Source organism: Bacillus cereus group sp. MG1 (genome assembly GCF_040460035.1).
Lineage (GTDB): Bacteria > Bacillota > Bacilli > Bacillales > Bacillaceae_G > Bacillus_A > Bacillus_A cereus.
This window is the reverse complement of the sequence record NZ_JARVGY010000001.1, coordinates 2427501-2443931: the sequence shown is the minus strand read 5'-3', so window position 1 is coordinate 2443931 and position 16431 is coordinate 2427501. Positions and strand designations below refer to the sequence as shown.

Sequence of the window (16431 nt, the reverse complement as noted above, 5' to 3'; positions counted from 1 at the left end):
CAAATGGGAAGGAGGTAAAACACATGGTGATGACAGATCCAATTGCAGACATGCTTACTCGCATCCGTAATGCGAACATGGTACGTCATGAGAAATTAGAGGTTCCTGCTTCTAAAATCAAAAAAGAGATCGCTGAACTTTTAAAACGTGAAGGTTTCATTCGTGATGTAGAATACATCGAGGATAACAAACAAGGTATCCTTCGTATTTTCCTGAAATATGGTGCAAACAATGAACGTGTAATCACTGGATTAAAACGTATCAGTAAACCTGGCTTACGCGTTTACGCTAAAGCTGACGAAGTACCACGTGTACTTAACGGATTAGGTATCGCTCTTGTTTCTACATCTAAGGGAGTAATGACAGACAAAGACGCTCGTCAATTACAAACTGGTGGAGAAGTAGTAGCATACGTTTGGTAATATATATTTAAAACGAACGGAGGTGTGACCACATGTCTCGTATTGGTAAAAAGATTCTTGAAATCCCTGCAGGTGTTACTATTACAGTTGCAGAAGACAATACTGTAACTGTAAAAGGCCCTAAAGGTGAATTAACTCGTACTTTCAATGCTGATATGCTTATCAAAATTGAAGAGAATACATTAACAGTTGAGCGTCCATCTGAACAGAAGGAACACCGTGCATTACACGGTACAACTCGTGCTTTAATCGGAAACATGGTTGAAGGTGTAACTGAAGGTTTCGCACGCGGACTTGAATTAGTCGGTGTTGGTTACCGTGCTCAAAAACAAGGTGATAAACTTGTATTAAGCGTAGGTTATTCTCATCCAGTAGAAATGACTCCGGAAGCAGGTCTTGAAGTTGAAGTACCTGCACCAACTAAGATCGTAATTAAAGGTATCGACAAGCAACGTGTTGGCGAATTCGCTGCTAACATCCGTGCTGTACGTGCTCCTGAGCCTTACAAAGGTAAAGGTATTCGTTACGAAGGCGAAGTTGTTCGTCGTAAAGAAGGTAAAACTGCTAAGTAAACCCGTTAGGTGAGAGAAAGGAGTGACAAGAATGATCACTAAAGCTGATAAAAATGCGACTCGTAAGAAAAGACATGCACGTGTACGTGCTAAACTTACTGGTACTGCAGAGCGTCCACGTTTAAACGTGTTCCGTTCTAACCAACATATTTACGCTCAAGTTATTGATGATGTGAATGGTGTAACGTTAGTAAGTGCATCTACTCTTGATAAAGACCTTGCTCTTAACGGTACTAGCAATATTGAAGCTGCTACGAAAGTTGGAGAATCAGTTGCTAAGCGTGCTGTAGAGAAAGGCGTTAAAGAAGTAGTATTTGATCGCGGTGGTTACTTATACCATGGCCGTGTTAAAGCTCTAGCTGAAGCTGCTCGTGAGGCTGGATTACAATTTTAATGGTCAAAGGAGGGAAAATTGATGCATCGCATTGACCCAAGTAAATTAGAACTTGAAGAACGTGTAGTTACGATAAATCGTGTCGCGAAAGTTGTTAAGGGTGGTCGTCGTTTCCGCTTTGCTGCACTAGTTGTAGTTGGCGATAAAAACGGTCATGTTGGATTCGGTACTGGTAAAGCACAAGAGGTACCAGACGCAATCCGTAAAGCTATCGAAGACGCTAAGAAAAACTTAATCGCTGTACCATTAGTTGGTACAACAATTCCACACACAATCAACGGTCATTTTGGCGCTGGTGAAGTATTCTTAAAACCTGCTGCTGAGGGTACTGGTGTTATTGCTGGTGGACCTGTTCGTGCGGTCCTTGAATTAGCTGGTGTACAAGATATTCTTTCGAAATCTCTTGGTTCTAACACACCAATCAACATGATTCGCGCTACTGTGAACGGATTAAGCGAACTTAAGCGCGCTGAAGATGTTGCAAAATTACGCGGTAAATCTGTAGAAGAGCTACTAGGTTAAGGAGGGAAAACAAATGGCGAAAAAGTTAGAAATTACCCTCACTCGTAGTGTAATTGGTCGTCCACAAGATCAACGTGCGACGGTAGAAGCTTTAGGTCTTAAAAAGTTGAATTCAACTGTAGTTAAGGAAGAAACTCCTGCTATTCTTGGTATGATCAACAAAGTTTCTCACCTTGTAACTGTAAAAGAAGCTTAAGGATAACTCATTAATATAAGGAGGTGCCTGGGAATGAAACTTCATGAATTAAAACCTGCAGAAGGTTCTCGTAAAGTACGTAACCGTGTCGGTCGTGGTATCGGTTCTGGTAACGGTAAAACTGCTGGTAAAGGTCATAAAGGACAAAACGCACGTTCTGGCGGCGGTGTTCGTCTTGGCTTCGAAGGTGGTCAAACTCCATTATTCCGTCGTTTACCAAAACGCGGCTTCACAAACATTAACCGTAAAGAGTTTGCTATTGTAAACTTATCAACGTTAAATCGTTTTGAAGATGGTACAGAAGTAACACCTGAATTATTGCTGGAAACTGGCGTTATCAGCAAGTTAAACGACGGTGTTAAAGTTCTTGCAAGCGGAGCAGTAGAGAAAAAACTAACTGTTAAAGCGCACAAGTTCTCTTCAAGTGCTAAAGAAGCAATTGAAGCAGCTGGCGGATCAGTTGAGGTGATCTAATGTTTCGTACAATCTCCAACTTTATGCGCGTTGCTGAGATAAGACGTAAAATATTATTCACTTTAGCGATGTTAATCGTATTCAGGATTGGCACGTTTATCCCCGTGCCATTTACAAATGGAGACGTACTGAAGGCACAAGATCAATTAAATGCTTTAGGTATTCTAAATACATTTGGCGGTGGAGCCTTGAAAAACTTCTCCATCTTTGCGATGGGAATCATGCCGTATATTACAGCATCCATCATCGTGCAATTATTGCAGATGGATGTTGTTCCTAAATTTTCGGAATGGTCGAAGCAAGGTGAAATGGGCCGTCGTAAATTAACGCAATTCACGCGTTACTTTACAATTGTTCTTGCGTTTATTCAGGGGTTTGGTATGTCAATCGGTTTTAACGGTATGGTAGGTGGACAATTAATTTTGAATCCAGGTTGGAGCACTTATTTATACATTGCTACGGTACTGACTGCTGGTACTGCATTTTTAATGTGGTTAGGTGAACAGATTACAGCTAAAGGTGTAGGTAATGGTATTTCCATCCTTATCTTTGGCGGTATTGCCGCAGCGATCCCAAGTGTTATATCTCAAGTGTATCAGCAACAGTTTCAAAATATCGGAGATCAATTGTTCATGAGTATCGTTAAAGTTGCATTGATTTTACTAGCTGTGCTAGCAGTTATTGTGGGTGTTATTTTCATTCAACAGGCTGTTAGAAAGATCCCAATTCAATATGCGAAGCGTGTAACAGGAGGAAATGGTGGTTATGCTGGAGCACAAAACACACATTTACCGCTTAAGGTGAATAGTGCTGGTGTTATTCCAGTAATTTTTGCTGTTTCATTCTTAATTACGCCTCCGACTATTGCACAGTTCTTCCCGAAACATGATGTATCGCAGTGGATTATTGCAAACTTTAACTATTCTCACCCAGTGGGAATGATCATATATGTTGCGCTCATTGTAGCCTTCACATATTTCTATGCATTTGTTCAGGTTAATCCAGAGCAAATGTCAGAGAATCTAAACAAGCAAGGTGGATATGTTCCAGGTATTCGTCCGGGTAAGAATACGGAACAATATCTAACAAAAATCTTGTATCGTTTGACCTTTGTAGGATCAATTTTCCTAGCAGCGATTGCAATCTTACCAGTTATCTTTACGAAATTGGGAAATCTTCCTCCATCTGCACAGATCGGTGGAACGAGTATGTTAATCGTTGTCGGCGTTGCTTTAGAAACAATGAAGCAGCTAGAAAGCCAACTGGTAAAACGCCATTACAAAGGGTTTATCAAGCAGTGAGTAAGTGGGAAGAATTGTCTTCCCTACATGCTCATGTACTCTGAGGGGGAACAAGGATGAACTTAATTTTAATGGGGCTTCCTGGTGCTGGTAAAGGTACACAAGCCGAACAGATTGTTGCCAAGTATAACATCCCTCACATTTCAACAGGAGACATGTTCCGTGCAGCTATGAAGGCTGAAACTGAAATGGGTCTACAAGCAAAATCTTTTATTGATAAAGGTGCACTTGTTCCAGATGAAGTTACGATCGGAATCGTTCGTGAACGTTTAAGTCAAGACGACTGCGTAAGAGGTTTCTTACTAGACGGTTTCCCACGAACTGTTGCACAAGCATCAGCTCTTGAAGAAATTATGAAAGATCTTGGCAAAAAAATCGACTATGTTTTAAACATTAATGTGGATTCAGGGTTGTTATTAAAACGCCTTACAGGCCGTCGCATTTGTAAAGAGTGCGGTGCGACTTACCACTTAGAATTCAATCCACCAGCAAAAGCTGATGTGTGCGATAAATGTGGTGGCGAATTATATCAACGCTCTGATGACAATGAAGAAACTGTAGCAAATCGTTTAGATGTAAATATTAAGCAAACAAAACCTTTGCTTGATTTCTACGAAGAGCTTGGTTACTTACAAAGCATTAATGGTGAGCAAGATATCAATAAAGTATTTGCTGATATCGATGTTCTCATCGGAGGCTTAGCGTAATGATAATCTGCAAAACTCCTCGCGAGATAGAAATCATGCGAGAAGCTGGCAGGATCGTTGCTTTGACTCATCAAGAGTTGAAACAGCACATTACTCCAGGAATTACAACGAAAGAGCTCGATCAAATAGCGGAAAAGACGATTCAAAAATATGGTGCTACGCCATCTTTTAAAGGATACAACGGATTTCCGGGGAGCATATGTGCTTCTGTAAATGAAGAGCTTGTACACGGAATTCCAGGGAAGCGCAAGCTCAAAGAGGGCGATATCATCAGTATCGATATTGGTGCGAAATACAATGGGTACCATGGAGATTCTGCATGGACGTATCCAGTTGGAAACATTTCTGAATCTGTTCAAAAGCTACTTGATGTCACAGAAAAATCGTTGTATCTTGGTCTAGAACAAGTAAAACCAGGCGAGAGATTATCAAATATCTCACATGCGGTTCAAACCCATGCTGAAGAGAATGGATTCTCGATCGTTAGGGAGTATGTTGGTCACGGAATCGGGCAAGACTTACATGAGGACCCTCAAATCCCGCACTATGGTCCACCAAATAGAGGCCCTAGATTAAAGCCGGGAATGGTCATCTGTGTTGAGCCGATGGTGAATCAAGGAAGACGATATGTAAAAACACTATCTGATGACTGGACAGTGGTAACGGTAGATGGTAAATGGTGTGCCCATTTTGAGCACACGATTGCTCTTACAGAAGCAGGATACGAAATCCTTACCACTTTATAAGTAGCTGGCTCTCCGGGATTTCAGAGCAGTGTAAAATGTTACTGATTTGAAGAAGGGAGAACTATTGAATGGCTAAAGATGATGTAATTGAAGTCGAAGGTACCGTTCTTGAAACGTTGCCAAATGCTATGTTCAAAGTAGAATTAGAGAATGGGCATGTCGTATTGGCTCACGTTTCTGGTAAAATCCGTATGAACTTCATTCGTATTTTACCAGGAGACAAAGTTACGGTAGAATTATCTCCGTACGATTTAAATCGTGGTCGTATTACGTACCGTTTTAAATAATATAGCACTCCGTAATCTTTAAGGAGGTTCGAGACATGAAAGTAAGACCGTCAGTTAAACCAATCTGCGAAAAATGTAAAGTTATTCGTAGACGTGGAAAAGTAATGGTTATTTGTGAAAACCCTAAACATAAACAAAAACAAGGTTAATCAGAAGGAGGTGCATTCGTAATGGCACGTATCGCAGGTGTAGATATTCCTCGAGACAAACGCGTTGTTATTTCTTTAACTTACGTATTCGGCATTGGTCGCACAACTGCTGAAAAAATTCTTGCTGAAGCAGGTATTTCTGAAGAAACACGAGTTCGTGATTTAACGGAAGACGAATTAGGACGTATCCGTGATATCATCGATCGTATTAAAGTTGAGGGAGACCTTCGTCGTGAAGTATCTCTTAACATCAAACGTCTAATGGAGATCGGTTCTTACCGTGGTCTTCGTCACCGTCGTGGTTTACCAGTTCGTGGTCAAAACTCTAAAAACAATGCTCGTACACGTAAAGGTCCACGTCGTACAGTAGCAAATAAAAAGAAATAATAAGTAAAGGAGGTTGAACTAACAATGGCACGTAAAACAAACACTCGTAAAAAACGTGTGAAAAAGAATATTGAAGCTGGTATAGCTCATATTCGTTCTACTTTCAACAACACAATCGTAACACTTACAGATACTCACGGTAACGCACTTTCTTGGTCTAGTGCTGGTGCACTTGGTTTCCGTGGATCTCGTAAATCTACTCCATTCGCTGCGCAAATGGCTGCTGAAACTGCTGCTAAAGCTGCAATGGAACACGGTTTAAAAACTTTAGAGGTTACTGTTAAAGGTCCTGGTGCTGGTCGTGAAGCTGCAATTCGTGCTCTTCAAGCTGCAGGTCTAGAAGTAACAGCAATTAGAGATGTTACTCCAGTTCCTCATAATGGATGTCGTCCACCAAAACGTCGTCGTGTGTAATTTTTCTGTATAGAATTTTCCCTTTTGTCTATAATGGATATGATGCATTATCGAGAAATTTCGTACAGAAACATCGCTTGTTGTGCACAATCGGGAACTGCCTAAGGGGGACTTTCGGTTAGACAGGGGTTATACCTTTGTTTAACCGGGGTTTCGACGTTTTGAAGGAGGGTTTAGTTAATGATTGAAATCGAAAAGCCGAAAATCGAAACGGTTGAACTTAACGAAGATGCTAAATATGGTAAATTCGTAATTGAACCGCTTGAGCGTGGATATGGTACTACTTTGGGTAACTCCTTACGTCGTATTCTTTTATCCTCACTCCCTGGTGCCGCTGTTACTGCTATCCAAATCGATGGCGTATTACATGAATTTTCAACAGTTGAGGGCGTAGTAGAAGACGTTACGACGATCATCTTAAACTTGAAAAAGTTAGCTCTTAAAATCTACTCTGAAGAAGAGAAGACGTTGGAAATTGATGTACAGGGCGAAGGTATTGTCACAGCTGCTGATATTACTCACGATAGTGATGTAGAAATCTTAAATCCAGATTTACACATTGCAACGTTAGCAAAAGATGCGCATTTCCGCGTGCGTTTAACTGCAAAGCGTGGCCGTGGGTATACGCCAGCTGATGCAAATAAAAGCGAAGATCAACCAATAGGAGTAATTCCTATTGATTCTATTTATACTCCAGTATCACGTGTGACTTACCAAGTGGAAAAGACACGTGTCGGACAAGTGGCTAATTATGATAAGCTTACGCTTGATGTATGGACGGATGGAAGCATCGGGCCAAAAGAAGCTATCTCTTTAGGTGCCAAAATCTTAACTGAGCATTTAAATATCTTTGTTGGTTTAACTGATGAAGCACAAAATGCTGAGATTATGGTCGAGAAGGAAGAAGATCAAAAAGAGAAAGTTCTTGAGATGACTATCGAAGAACTAGACCTTTCTGTTCGTTCTTATAATTGCCTAAAACGTGCAGGAATTAATACTGTACAAGAGCTTGCGAACAAAACAGAAGAAGATATGATGAAAGTTCGTAACTTAGGACGTAAATCCTTAGAAGAAGTTAAACATAAACTTGAGGAATTAGGTTTAGGTTTACGTAAAGACGACTGAGGATTTAAACCCATCAACAAAGGAGGGAACTACGAATGGCATACAGAAAATTAGGCCGTACAAGTGCGCAACGTAAAGCTATGTTACGTGATTTAGCTACTGATTTAATTATCAACGAGCGCATCCAAACGACAGAAACTCGTGCAAAAGAACTTCGTTCTGTAGTGGAAAAAATGATCACTTTAGGTAAACGCGGAGATCTTCATGCTCGTCGTCAAGCAGCAGCTTTCATTCGCAATGAAGTAGCTAACGCTGAGACTGGTCAAGATGCACTTCAAAAACTATTCGCTGATGTAGCTCCACGCTATGCTGAGCGCCAAGGCGGATACACTCGTATTGCAAAAATTGGTCCACGTCGCGGAGACGCAGCACCAATGGTAATTATCGAGTTAGTATAATGATAATTAAAAGGGCAGGACAGTTCTTTTCAAGAAACTGGTCATGGCCCTTTTTTTTAAATATAAAAATAGGCTAACTGTGCGAAGGAAAGGGTGCCTTATATTGAAAAAAGAGAAACTTCGGATAGAAAATATATCATTTCAATATCCTGGGGCAGCCACTTATGCATTAAAAGATGTTTCATTTTCCTTATATGAGGGAGAATGGGTATCTATTATTGGACAAAACGGTTCAGGAAAGTCTACACTTGCAAAATTATTGAATGGTTTGTTTTTGCCAGAAGCAGGGACTATTACAGTAAATGATACAATGGTTTTATCAGAGGAAACGGTATGGGATGTTCGAAAACAAATTGGAATGGTATTTCAAAATCCAGATAATCAATTTGTTGGAACAACAGTGCAAGATGATGTTGTATTTGGCTTAGAGAATATCGGAATGCCAAGAGAACAAATGATTGAAAGATTAGAACAGGCCTTGCGACTTGTCCGTATGGAAGATTTTCTTAATGATGAGCCTCATTCCTTATCTGGTGGGCAAAAGCAGCGAGTGGCAATAGCAGGCGTTTTAGCACTTCAACCATCTATTTTAATATTAGATGAAGCAACGTCAATGCTAGACCCTCAAGGGAGACGTGAAGTAGTAGAAACGGTTAGACAACTTGTTACTCAAAAAGGTATTACCGTGTTATCGATTACGCACGATTTAGAAGAAGCGGCACAGTCAGATCGTGTCATTATTTTAAATAAGGGAGAAATATTAGAGGAAGGGACTCCAGAAAAAATTTTCAAATCCTCTCATATGCTCCAAGAAATTGGCTTAGATGTACCGTTTTCAGTGAAAATAGCAGAATTATTAAAAAGAAATGAAATTCTCTTGCAAAATACGCATCTTACAATGGAAAGCTTGGTGAACGAACTTTGGAGATTACATTCCAAAAAGTAGAGCATCGTTATCAATATAAAACTCCATTTGAAAGACGCGCACTTTATGATGTAGATGTGTCGTTTCCAAGTGGGGGCTATTATGCCATTATTGGTCATACTGGTTCAGGTAAGTCAACGATGATTCAACATTTAAATGGTTTATTGCAGCCGACAAATGGTACAGTTCAAATTGGTGAACATTTGATTTCGGCAGGAAAGAAAGAAAAAAAGTTAAAGCCACTACGTAAAAAAGTAGGGGTTGTCTTTCAATTCCCAGAACATCAGTTGTTTGAAGAGACTGTGGAGAAAGATATTTGTTTCGGCCCTACTAATTTTGGAGTATCTGTAGACGAAGCAAGGCAAAAGGCTAGAAAGGCAATTGAACTTGTAGGGCTAGAACCGGAACTGTTAACACGTTCTCCGTTCGAATTAAGTGGTGGACAAATGAGACGTGTTGCTATAGCGGGTGTACTGGCGATGGAACCTGAAGTGCTTGTATTAGATGAACCTACAGCAGGACTAGATCCCAAAGGGCAGAACGAACTTATGGAGATGTTTTATAAGCTGCACAAGGAAAAGGGGCTTACAGTTATCCTTGTAACGCATAATATGGAGGATGCTGCTCAGTATGCGGAGCAGATTGTAGTTATGCATAAAGGAACGGTCTTTTTGCAAGGAAGTGCAGAGGAAGTATTTTCACATGCCGATGAACTAGAGAAAATTGGTGTGGATCTTCCTATGTCATTAAAGTATAAACGTGCAATTGAAGAGAAGTTTGGTATTTCAATTCCAAAGGCTACCTTATCTTTAGAGGATCTTACTCATGAAGTTGTGCAGGTGTTACGAAAAGGTGGTCATGAATCATGCAGCAGTTGATTATTGGGAGATATATCCCGGGGAATTCACTTATTCATCAACTTGATCCACGTACGAAGCTGCTGATTGTCTTTTTATATGTATTTGTTGTTTTCTTAGCAAATAATGCGATTTCATATGGATTTTTATTTTTATATGCACTCATTGCTTTATTTTTTGCAAAAGTGCCGATTCGTTATGTACTTTCGGGCTTAAAACCAATTTTATGGATTTTTCTTTTTACATTTTTCCTGCATATTTTTACAAATAAGGAGGGGGATGTACTATTCCAGCTTGGTTGGTTTTCGATATATGAAAAAGGATTAGAGCAAGGGATATACATTTCTGTACGATTCTTCGTTATTATTTTAATGACGACATTATTAACGTTAACGACGACACCTATTGAAATTACAGATGGTTTGGAGACGTTATTAAAGCCGTTGAAGCGTATAAAGGTTCCTGTTCATGAAATCGCATTAATGATGTCAATTTCTCTTCGTTTTATCCCGACATTAATGGATGAAACGAGTAAAATAATGAAAGCACAAGCGTCACGTGGTATTGATTTTGCCGGGGGACCGATAAAAGATAGAATGAAAGCTATTATTTCACTGCTCGTTCCTCTGTTTATCAGTGCTTTTAAGCGTGCAGAGGACTTAGCCATTGCGATGGAAGCTCGTGGATATCAAAGTGGTGAAGGACGTACTAAATTTAGGCAACTACGCTGGAAAAAAAGCGATACAGTAACGATTGTCAGCTTATTTTGTTTAGCTTGTATTTTGGCATGGGTGCGATCGTAATGGAGAATAGAGAAATGGATAGAATAAAATGTACGGTTGCATATGATGGCATGCATTTTTGTGGTTATCAAATTCAGCCGAACCATCGTACTGTTCAACAGGAGATAGAAAAAGCATTGCAGAAATTGCATAAGGGAGAACTTGTTCGTGTTCAGGCATCTGGTAGAACAGATTCTACAGTTCATGCAAAAGGACAAGTAATACACTTTGATACTCCTTTGTCTCTTGAAGAGTGGCAATGGATTAATGCTTTAAACACAATGTTGCCAGATGATATTGTTATTAGGCAAGTAGAGAAAAAAACAGAAGAATTTCATGCACGTTACGGTGTTGAGAAAAAAGAATATCGTTATCGTGTATTATTATCAAAGACTGCGGATGTATTCCGTAGAAATTACGTATATCAATATCCATACCCGCTCGAAATCAACTCTATAAGAAAAGCAATTCCTTATTTTATTGGAACACATGATTTCACTTCTTTTTGTTCGGCAAAAACTGACAAAAAAGATAAAGTGCGAACAATTTATGAAATCGAGTTAATTGAACAAAATGATGAAATAATTTTTCGTTTTGTAGGTAATGGATTTTTATATAATATGGTCAGAATTATTGTTGGTACGTTACTTAGCGTAGGGCAAGGAAAGCTTGATCCTGATAGCATTCCAGAGATTTTAGCGAAACAAAATCGTCAGTTTGCTGGAAAGATGGCTCCAGGTCATGGGCTTTACTTATGGGAGGTAAACTATAACAACTAATCCTGGTGTAACATTTGCTTGACATTAGAAACTCAAAAGTATATCATAACATATGGTATTGTTTCTAAAACCACGATTAGCCCCGGAAGGAAATCGTGTTTAAGATAAACAATAGATTTTTTCTATGGAAAAGATAACGAGGAGGGAAACACATGCGTACGACTTTTATGGCAAAAGCTAACGAAGTTGAGCGTAAATGGTATGTGGTTGATGCTGAAGGTCAAACTTTAGGTCGCCTTGCTAGTGAAGTAGCATCCATTTTACGTGGTAAAAACAAACCTACATTTACACCACACGTTGACACGGGTGATCATGTAATTATTATTAACGCTGAGAAAATTCATTTAACAGGTAATAAATTAAACGATAAAATTTACTACCGTCACACTAACCACCCAGGTGGACTTAAGCAAAGAACAGCTCTTGAAATGCGTACAAACTACCCTGTACAAATGTTAGAGCTTGCAATTAAAGGCATGCTTCCAAAAGGACGCTTAGGCCGTCAAGTTTCTAAGAAACTTAACGTGTATGCTGGAGCAGAGCATCCACACCAAGCACAAAAACCAGAAGTTTACGAACTTCGCGGATAATTAATTAAAGGAGGGCTTACTTTGGCACAGGTTCAATACTATGGCACTGGACGTCGTAAGAGTTCAGTAGCGCGCGTACGCCTAGTTCCAGGCGAAGGACGCGTTATCATTAACGGTCGTGATTTTGAAAACTATATCCCATTTGCTGCATTACGTGAAGTAGTGAAACAACCTCTAGTTGCAACAGAAACTTTAGGTAACTACGATGTACTTGTAAACGTAAATGGTGGTGGATACACTGGTCAAGCTGGTGCTATTCGTCACGGTATTTCTCGCGCTTTATTAAAAGCTGATCCAGAATACCGTCTAACACTAAAACGTGCAGGTCTATTAACTCGTGACGCACGTATGAAAGAGCGTAAAAAATACGGTCTTAAAGGCGCACGTCGTGCACCTCAGTTCTCAAAACGTTAATTTTTGCGAACTACAAACCCCAACCATTTTGGTTGGGGTTTTTTTATGTTTCATTCCTCTTTTGCAATTTTTATAGCTTGGAATATTTTAGTGCTACCGCCACGCGTATGCTTCTTCTTTAGAAGTTTAGACTAATACGTATTAGGGAGGTTTATAAGTACTATGAATGTCATTGTCAGCTTACAAGAAAAACAAAAAGAAAAGCAGTTAAAATACGAGCGGAAGATGTTGCGGGAATTATCATTAAAAACATTGCGTTCAAATATTCGTGATGCCTTTCAAATGCAAGAGCTTCATCGTCAGTATGAAGATTACTGTATTGAATTAGGGATAGAATCTTATTTATTAGGAGCGAGATACAGTAAATTTGGTTATTATGGTGAATCGTTTTTTGATGTGAAATATAGAGCTTTAGAAGAAGAACAACAATTAACTGAAACGCTATTTCAATTTTTAACGAGTATGACTATGCGAGAAATAAAGTTGAAAGATGAGGAATTACTTTTTGAATCTTGTCAGCAGTTTATAGGATTGTGGTGGCAAGAAGGGTATGAAAAAGGTGAAAGAAGATATCGATTAAAGCTTCATTAAGACAAGCATAAACTTTCCTCTTGTCCCATATAAGTAATTAGAGGGACTAGCTGGAGGAGGAAAGGTATGAAGAGAATTCGAATTATCTCTTTTGCACTCGCTGCGGTTGTATTGTTTTTTTTAGTTAAACAAGAATTTCAAATTACAAAATCGTGGCGAGCTTGGAATTTACCCTTATCAGGGAAAGTAATTGTATTAGATGCTGGGCATGGTGGACCAGATGGAGGGGCTGTTGGTGGAAAGGATATTATAGAAAAGGATATTACGCTTGAAATTACAAAAAAGGTACAAGACTATTTACAAGAACAAGGTGCACTAGTTATTTTAACGCGTGAGGGAGATTATGATTTAGCTAACAAAGATACAAAGTCATATAGTAGACGTAAAGCAGAGGATTTAAAAAAACGTGTAGAAATCATCAATAAACCTGATGTAGACTTTTTTGCAAGTATTCATTTAAATGCTTTAACTAGTAGTGGATCGAAAGGCGCACAAACGTTCTATTACCGCTCTTCGATTGAAAATGAACGTGCTGCAAAATTTATACAGGCTGAATTGAGAACAAGTTTAGAAAACACGAATCGTTCTGCTAAGACAATTTCGCATGTATATTTATTAAAGTATTCTAAAACACCAGGTGCTTTAATTGAAGCTGGCTTTTTATCGAATGTGAACGAAAGGTATATGTTAAATTCGGAGAAATATCAGCAAAAGGTAGCAGCTGCAATATACCGTGGTATATTACGTTATTTCACGGAAAAAGGAAATCCTCCAGAATAAGGAGGATTTTTTTGAGCTTCTCTCGTTAACGAAGTTTTCGGAAAATATGTTATACTGGAAATGTAAACGCATTTATTTCAAGGATAAGCAGAGATAAATTCAATTAACATTACGTTATTTTTCATACAGGGGGCTGGGCTAATTATGATAACGAAAGAGCAAGTGGTTGAAGCGTTAGAAGGGATTGTAGATCCGTTTTTACATAAAACATTAAAAGAAACAAGTGCAATTAAAGAGGTAACAGTCAAGCCAGAGAAGGAACATGTGAGTGTCAAAATTGCAATCGTAAAAACCGGTACAGCGGAACAAATGCAGTTGCAGTCTGGAATTGTAAAGTTAGTAAAAGAACTTGGGGCAGCAACAGTTGGACTTCGTTTTGCAGAATTTACAGAAGAGGAATTAGCTCAGTTTGCACCGGAACAAGAAGAAGAGCAAAGTGAATCTTTATTGTCACCTAATTCAAAAACAACATTCTTAGCAGTAGCGAGTGGAAAAGGTGGCGTGGGAAAATCAACTGTTTCCGTTAACCTTGCAGTTGCTTTAGCTCGTTTAGGAAAAAAAGTTGGTATTATTGATGCGGACATTTACGGTTTTAGTGTGCCAGACATGATGGGGATAGAAAAACGTCCTATCGTAAGAGGTGACAAGATAATTCCGGTGGAACGTTTAGGTGTAAAGGTAATCTCAATGGGCTTCTTTGTAGAGGATAATGCACCAGTTATTTGGAGAGGACCTATGCTTGGGAAAATGTTAAACCACTTCTTCACAGAAGTAGAATGGGGCGATTTAGATTATTTAGTACTAGATTTGCCACCAGGCACAGGTGATGTTGCGTTAGATGTGCACTCAATGTTGCCATCTTGCAAAGAGATTATTGTAACGACGCCTCATCCAACAGCTGCGTTTGTAGCAGCGCGTGCTGGAGCGATGGCATTGCGCACTGAACATAGTATTCTTGGTGTTGTTGAGAATATGGCATATTTTGAAAGTAAGGTAACTGGTGAGAAAGAATATGTATTTGGAAAAGGCGGGGGAGATAAGTTAGCTACCGAATTACAAACGAATGTTCTTGGTCGCATTCCGCTACAACAACCCGATTGGAATAAAGAAGACTTTGCTCCTTCAGTATATGAAGATACACATACAACGGGCATTATTTATAGTAAAATAGCTGAAACAGTAATTGATAGAACAGCTGTTACACAAAAATAAAGTGAAACTTTAATCAGTGGGGTTCACCTGTTACTGACAACAATAAGGCTTTTGTTGCTAGTAAACCTTTCGCTTAACTAGAGGGTGCCATTTCGTCTGTTAATAGCAAGATAAAGTAATAACGAGTGAACAATGTATAAATTGTCCACTCGTTATTATAGTTATTATTTTTTACTATTCTTCCTTCTTCCCGCCTTGAGAACCACCGTCACCGCCTGCTTCTTTCTTACCAGATCCGCCTTTTTCAGCTTTTTGCACACCTTTACTAATGATATCAATCATCTTGGCTTGGAAGAGTGGACTTTCAGCAGTTTCTGTTAGTACTTGTTGTAGATATTGACGGTATTCTTTACTCTTCATTGTTTGTAACATCATTTTTTCTACTTCAGGATTTTTCATAATTTCTATAACGCCTGCTTGGTATTCAGGGTCTTTTAATAAGGTTTTCATTAATTGGGTTTGTTCTTTCCCCATACTTTTAGCGAACTTCGATGAGAACTCAGGATCTTTAAAGAGCTTTTCCCAGAATTGTTGCCCTTTATCGGATACCATGGCATCTTCAATCGTTTTCTTTACTACTGTTTCATCTAGTATGAGTGCTTGTTTCATTTTTTCATCAGTTAATACATCTTGAATAGCTTTCTTACCTTGATCTGTTTTTAAAATATCAACAATCATTTTCTTTGTTTGATCGTAATCTAGTTCGGATTTCGTTTCTTTTCCTTGTGCGCATGCTGCAAGTGCGATAAGTAGAAAAGAAGAAACGAAAATGAATAGCATCCGTTTCATAAGTTGGAACTCCTTTCAGCACAGTTCTCTCTTTTTAATATAAATATCTTTAAGGAATTTATACATGAACATGGCTAGCTTTTTGAAATTGTCATTGATACAATTTAATTAGAAATATAAGGATAATGGGGGATGTGTTGTGAATAGCCGCAAGTGGGTACGACTATTTTTAACGACGTTGTTTCTTGGTGGAATTAGCACAGTTATTATTGGTTTTGTTTTGGAGTGGGACAAGTACAATGAATTTTTTCAAAATTTCGACGGTAAGGAGATTTTAGCAGTATCTTTCTGGCTGATGGGTGTAGGATTTATTTTTAGTGTTATAAGTCAAATGGGATTCTTTGCATATTTAACAATCCACCGTTTTGGACTAGGGATGTTCCGCTCATCTTCTTTATGGAATGCAGTCCAGCTCTTCTTTATTGCATTCGTATTATTTGATTTTGTGTATTTAAGATCTGTACTTATTGCAAATGGGGAAGTCTCGTTAGGGAATAACATACTTGTTGCTGGAATATTATTTGTGTTTGGAGCAATTGTTGCTTATGTAAAAAGCAAAGAAACAAATAAAAAAGCATTTGTGCCAGCTCTGTTCTTTATGGTTGTTGTAACGATCCT

26 protein-coding genes (1 of these 26 cut by a window edge) are annotated in these 16431 nt (G+C 38.9%); 25 read left to right on the top strand and 1 reads right to left on the bottom strand.

Annotated features, from left to right (window positions below; all coding sequences use genetic code 11):
• Positions 1-23: 23 nt before the first annotated feature.
• The 24 genes from rpsH to QCI79_RS12595 all read left to right on the top strand — a co-directional run bounded on the left by rpsH (position 24) and on the right by QCI79_RS12595 (position 15024).
• On the top strand, positions 24-422 hold the full coding sequence (gene rpsH, locus QCI79_RS12710) for a 30S ribosomal protein S8 (RefSeq protein WP_000245511.1): 399 nt from the start codon (positions 24-26) through the stop codon (positions 420-422).
• A 32-nt stretch (positions 423-454) separates the two neighbouring features.
• Positions 455-994: a 50S ribosomal protein L6 gene (gene rplF, locus QCI79_RS12705; protein WP_000086558.1), complete on the top strand. Its 540-nt coding sequence runs from the start codon at positions 455-457 to the stop codon at positions 992-994.
• Between the two features lie 31 nt (positions 995-1025).
• Positions 1026-1388, top strand: coding sequence for a 50S ribosomal protein L18 (rplR, locus tag QCI79_RS12700; protein WP_000628816.1), 363 nt, complete (start codon positions 1026-1028; stop codon positions 1386-1388).
• Between the two features lie 21 nt (positions 1389-1409).
• The gene (gene rpsE, locus QCI79_RS12695) at positions 1410-1910 is read left to right on the top strand and encodes a 30S ribosomal protein S5 (protein ID WP_000554646.1); all 501 of its coding nucleotides are present in this window, start codon (positions 1410-1412) and stop codon (positions 1908-1910) included.
• Positions 1911-1923: 13 nt separating this feature from the next.
• A complete protein-coding gene (gene rpmD, locus QCI79_RS12690; RefSeq protein WP_001085234.1) occupies positions 1924-2106 on the top strand; it encodes a 50S ribosomal protein L30 in 183 nt (60 codons plus the stop codon).
• 33 nt (positions 2107-2139) lie between these two features.
• Positions 2140-2580: a 50S ribosomal protein L15 gene (gene rplO, locus QCI79_RS12685; RefSeq protein WP_000766081.1), complete on the top strand. Its 441-nt coding sequence runs from the start codon at positions 2140-2142 to the stop codon at positions 2578-2580.
• Positions 2580-3881 carry a preprotein translocase subunit SecY gene (gene secY, locus QCI79_RS12680; protein ID WP_000490117.1) on the top strand — a complete coding sequence of 434 codons (1302 nt, stop codon included), beginning with the start codon at positions 2580-2582 and terminating at the stop codon, positions 3879-3881. The genes rplO and secY overlap by 1 nt, the downstream gene beginning before the upstream one ends.
• A gap of 56 nt (positions 3882-3937) precedes the next feature.
• Positions 3938-4588 (top strand): adenylate kinase, encoded by a 651-nt coding sequence (locus tag QCI79_RS12675; RefSeq protein ID WP_001048989.1) that lies wholly within the window; start codon positions 3938-3940, stop codon positions 4586-4588.
• Complete coding sequence (gene map, locus QCI79_RS12670; RefSeq protein ID WP_000582539.1) at positions 4588-5334, top strand: type I methionyl aminopeptidase; 747 nt, start codon at positions 4588-4590, stop codon at positions 5332-5334. Before QCI79_RS12675 ends, map begins: the two co-directional genes overlap by 1 nt.
• Before the next feature lie 68 nt (positions 5335-5402).
• Positions 5403-5621 (top strand): translation initiation factor IF-1, encoded by a 219-nt coding sequence (gene infA / locus QCI79_RS12665; RefSeq protein ID WP_001029884.1) that lies wholly within the window; start codon positions 5403-5405, stop codon positions 5619-5621.
• A 35-nt stretch (positions 5622-5656) separates the two neighbouring features.
• A complete protein-coding gene (gene rpmJ / locus QCI79_RS12660) occupies positions 5657-5770 on the top strand; it encodes a 50S ribosomal protein L36 (RefSeq protein WP_000868344.1) in 114 nt (37 codons plus the stop codon).
• Positions 5771-5791: 21 nt separating this feature from the next.
• Positions 5792-6157 carry a 30S ribosomal protein S13 gene (gene rpsM, locus QCI79_RS12655; protein WP_000090788.1) on the top strand — a complete coding sequence of 122 codons (366 nt, stop codon included), beginning with the start codon at positions 5792-5794 and terminating at the stop codon, positions 6155-6157.
• Positions 6158-6181: 24 nt separating this feature from the next.
• Positions 6182-6571, top strand: a complete 390-nt coding sequence (gene rpsK / locus QCI79_RS12650) for a 30S ribosomal protein S11 (protein ID WP_000101798.1) — start codon at positions 6182-6184, stop codon at positions 6569-6571.
• 180 nt (positions 6572-6751) lie between these two features.
• Positions 6752-7696 carry a DNA-directed RNA polymerase subunit alpha gene (locus QCI79_RS12645; protein WP_000569643.1) on the top strand — a complete coding sequence of 315 codons (945 nt, stop codon included), beginning with the start codon at positions 6752-6754 and terminating at the stop codon, positions 7694-7696.
• Between the two features lie 35 nt (positions 7697-7731).
• Positions 7732-8094: a 50S ribosomal protein L17 gene (rplQ, locus tag QCI79_RS12640; RefSeq protein WP_000331490.1), complete on the top strand. Its 363-nt coding sequence runs from the start codon at positions 7732-7734 to the stop codon at positions 8092-8094.
• Positions 8095-8197: 103 nt separating this feature from the next.
• On the top strand, positions 8198-9040 hold the full coding sequence (locus QCI79_RS12635; RefSeq protein WP_000711759.1) for an energy-coupling factor ABC transporter ATP-binding protein: 843 nt from the start codon (positions 8198-8200) through the stop codon (positions 9038-9040).
• Positions 9016-9897 carry an energy-coupling factor ABC transporter ATP-binding protein gene (locus QCI79_RS12630; RefSeq protein WP_000406535.1) on the top strand — a complete coding sequence of 294 codons (882 nt, stop codon included), beginning with the start codon at positions 9016-9018 and terminating at the stop codon, positions 9895-9897. The genes QCI79_RS12635 and QCI79_RS12630 overlap by 25 nt, the downstream gene beginning before the upstream one ends.
• Complete coding sequence (locus QCI79_RS12625; protein WP_001186525.1) at positions 9885-10679, top strand: energy-coupling factor transporter transmembrane component T family protein; 795 nt, start codon at positions 9885-9887, stop codon at positions 10677-10679. Before QCI79_RS12630 ends, QCI79_RS12625 begins: the two co-directional genes overlap by 13 nt.
• A gap of 14 nt (positions 10680-10693) precedes the next feature.
• Positions 10694-11437 carry a tRNA pseudouridine(38-40) synthase TruA gene (gene truA, locus QCI79_RS12620; protein ID WP_002098927.1) on the top strand — a complete coding sequence of 248 codons (744 nt, stop codon included), beginning with the start codon at positions 10694-10696 and terminating at the stop codon, positions 11435-11437.
• Between the two features lie 152 nt (positions 11438-11589).
• On the top strand, positions 11590-12027 hold the full coding sequence (gene rplM / locus QCI79_RS12615; protein WP_001260793.1) for a 50S ribosomal protein L13: 438 nt from the start codon (positions 11590-11592) through the stop codon (positions 12025-12027).
• Between the two features lie 21 nt (positions 12028-12048).
• On the top strand, positions 12049-12441 hold the full coding sequence (gene rpsI, locus QCI79_RS12610; RefSeq protein WP_000079986.1) for a 30S ribosomal protein S9: 393 nt from the start codon (positions 12049-12051) through the stop codon (positions 12439-12441).
• A 162-nt stretch (positions 12442-12603) separates the two neighbouring features.
• The gene (locus QCI79_RS12605; RefSeq protein WP_001101005.1) at positions 12604-13032 is read left to right on the top strand and encodes a DUF2521 family protein; all 429 of its coding nucleotides are present in this window, start codon (positions 12604-12606) and stop codon (positions 13030-13032) included.
• Between the two features lie 66 nt (positions 13033-13098).
• Entirely contained in the window at positions 13099-13812 is a 714-nt protein-coding gene (gene cwlD / locus QCI79_RS12600) for an N-acetylmuramoyl-L-alanine amidase CwlD (protein WP_000822439.1), read from the top strand.
• A gap of 144 nt (positions 13813-13956) precedes the next feature.
• Positions 13957-15024: an Mrp/NBP35 family ATP-binding protein gene (locus QCI79_RS12595; RefSeq protein WP_000628846.1), complete on the top strand. Its 1068-nt coding sequence runs from the start codon at positions 13957-13959 to the stop codon at positions 15022-15024.
• 174 nt (positions 15025-15198) lie between these two features.
• Here the strand turns inward: QCI79_RS12595 and gerD are convergent, their stop codons facing one another.
• Entirely contained in the window at positions 15199-15813 is a 615-nt protein-coding gene (gene gerD, locus QCI79_RS12590; protein WP_000827296.1) for a spore germination lipoprotein GerD, read from the bottom strand.
• Positions 15814-15952: 139 nt separating this feature from the next.
• On the opposite strand from gerD, the gene kbaA reads away from it, so the two are divergent.
• Positions 15953-16431, top strand: the 5' portion of a protein-coding gene (gene kbaA, locus QCI79_RS12585; RefSeq protein ID WP_001088523.1) for a KinB signaling pathway activation protein KbaA. Its footprint extends 133 nt past the window's final position; the window shows 479 of its 612 coding nt (coding positions 1-479); it begins with the start codon at positions 15953-15955; the stop codon falls past the right edge of the window.

Coding starts and splice junctions, on each gene's coding strand:
- rpsH (WP_000245511.1), top strand. CDS start 24: ATGGTGATGACAGATCCAATTGCAGACATGCTTACTCGCATCCGTAAT.
- rplF (WP_000086558.1), top strand. CDS start 455: ATGTCTCGTATTGGTAAAAAGATTCTTGAAATCCCTGCAGGTGTTACT.
- rplR (WP_000628816.1), top strand. CDS start 1,026: ATGATCACTAAAGCTGATAAAAATGCGACTCGTAAGAAAAGACATGCA.
- rpsE (WP_000554646.1), top strand. CDS start 1,410: ATGCATCGCATTGACCCAAGTAAATTAGAACTTGAAGAACGTGTAGTT.
- rpmD (WP_001085234.1), top strand. CDS start 1,924: ATGGCGAAAAAGTTAGAAATTACCCTCACTCGTAGTGTAATTGGTCGT.
- rplO (WP_000766081.1), top strand. CDS start 2,140: ATGAAACTTCATGAATTAAAACCTGCAGAAGGTTCTCGTAAAGTACGT.
- secY (WP_000490117.1), top strand. CDS start 2,580: ATGTTTCGTACAATCTCCAACTTTATGCGCGTTGCTGAGATAAGACGT.
- QCI79_RS12675 (WP_001048989.1), top strand. CDS start 3,938: ATGAACTTAATTTTAATGGGGCTTCCTGGTGCTGGTAAAGGTACACAA.
- map (WP_000582539.1), top strand. CDS start 4,588: ATGATAATCTGCAAAACTCCTCGCGAGATAGAAATCATGCGAGAAGCT.
- infA (WP_001029884.1), top strand. CDS start 5,403: ATGGCTAAAGATGATGTAATTGAAGTCGAAGGTACCGTTCTTGAAACG.
- rpmJ (WP_000868344.1), top strand. CDS start 5,657: ATGAAAGTAAGACCGTCAGTTAAACCAATCTGCGAAAAATGTAAAGTT.
- rpsM (WP_000090788.1), top strand. CDS start 5,792: ATGGCACGTATCGCAGGTGTAGATATTCCTCGAGACAAACGCGTTGTT.
- rpsK (WP_000101798.1), top strand. CDS start 6,182: ATGGCACGTAAAACAAACACTCGTAAAAAACGTGTGAAAAAGAATATT.
- QCI79_RS12645 (WP_000569643.1), top strand. CDS start 6,752: ATGATTGAAATCGAAAAGCCGAAAATCGAAACGGTTGAACTTAACGAA.
- rplQ (WP_000331490.1), top strand. CDS start 7,732: ATGGCATACAGAAAATTAGGCCGTACAAGTGCGCAACGTAAAGCTATG.
- QCI79_RS12625 (WP_001186525.1), top strand. CDS start 9,885: ATGCAGCAGTTGATTATTGGGAGATATATCCCGGGGAATTCACTTATT.
- truA (WP_002098927.1), top strand. CDS start 10,694: ATGGATAGAATAAAATGTACGGTTGCATATGATGGCATGCATTTTTGT.
- rplM (WP_001260793.1), top strand. CDS start 11,590: ATGCGTACGACTTTTATGGCAAAAGCTAACGAAGTTGAGCGTAAATGG.
- QCI79_RS12605 (WP_001101005.1), top strand. CDS start 12,604: ATGAATGTCATTGTCAGCTTACAAGAAAAACAAAAAGAAAAGCAGTTA.
- cwlD (WP_000822439.1), top strand. CDS start 13,099: ATGAAGAGAATTCGAATTATCTCTTTTGCACTCGCTGCGGTTGTATTG.
- QCI79_RS12595 (WP_000628846.1), top strand. CDS start 13,957: ATGATAACGAAAGAGCAAGTGGTTGAAGCGTTAGAAGGGATTGTAGAT.
- gerD (WP_000827296.1), bottom strand. CDS start 15,813: ATGAAACGGATGCTATTCATTTTCGTTTCTTCTTTTCTACTTATCGCA.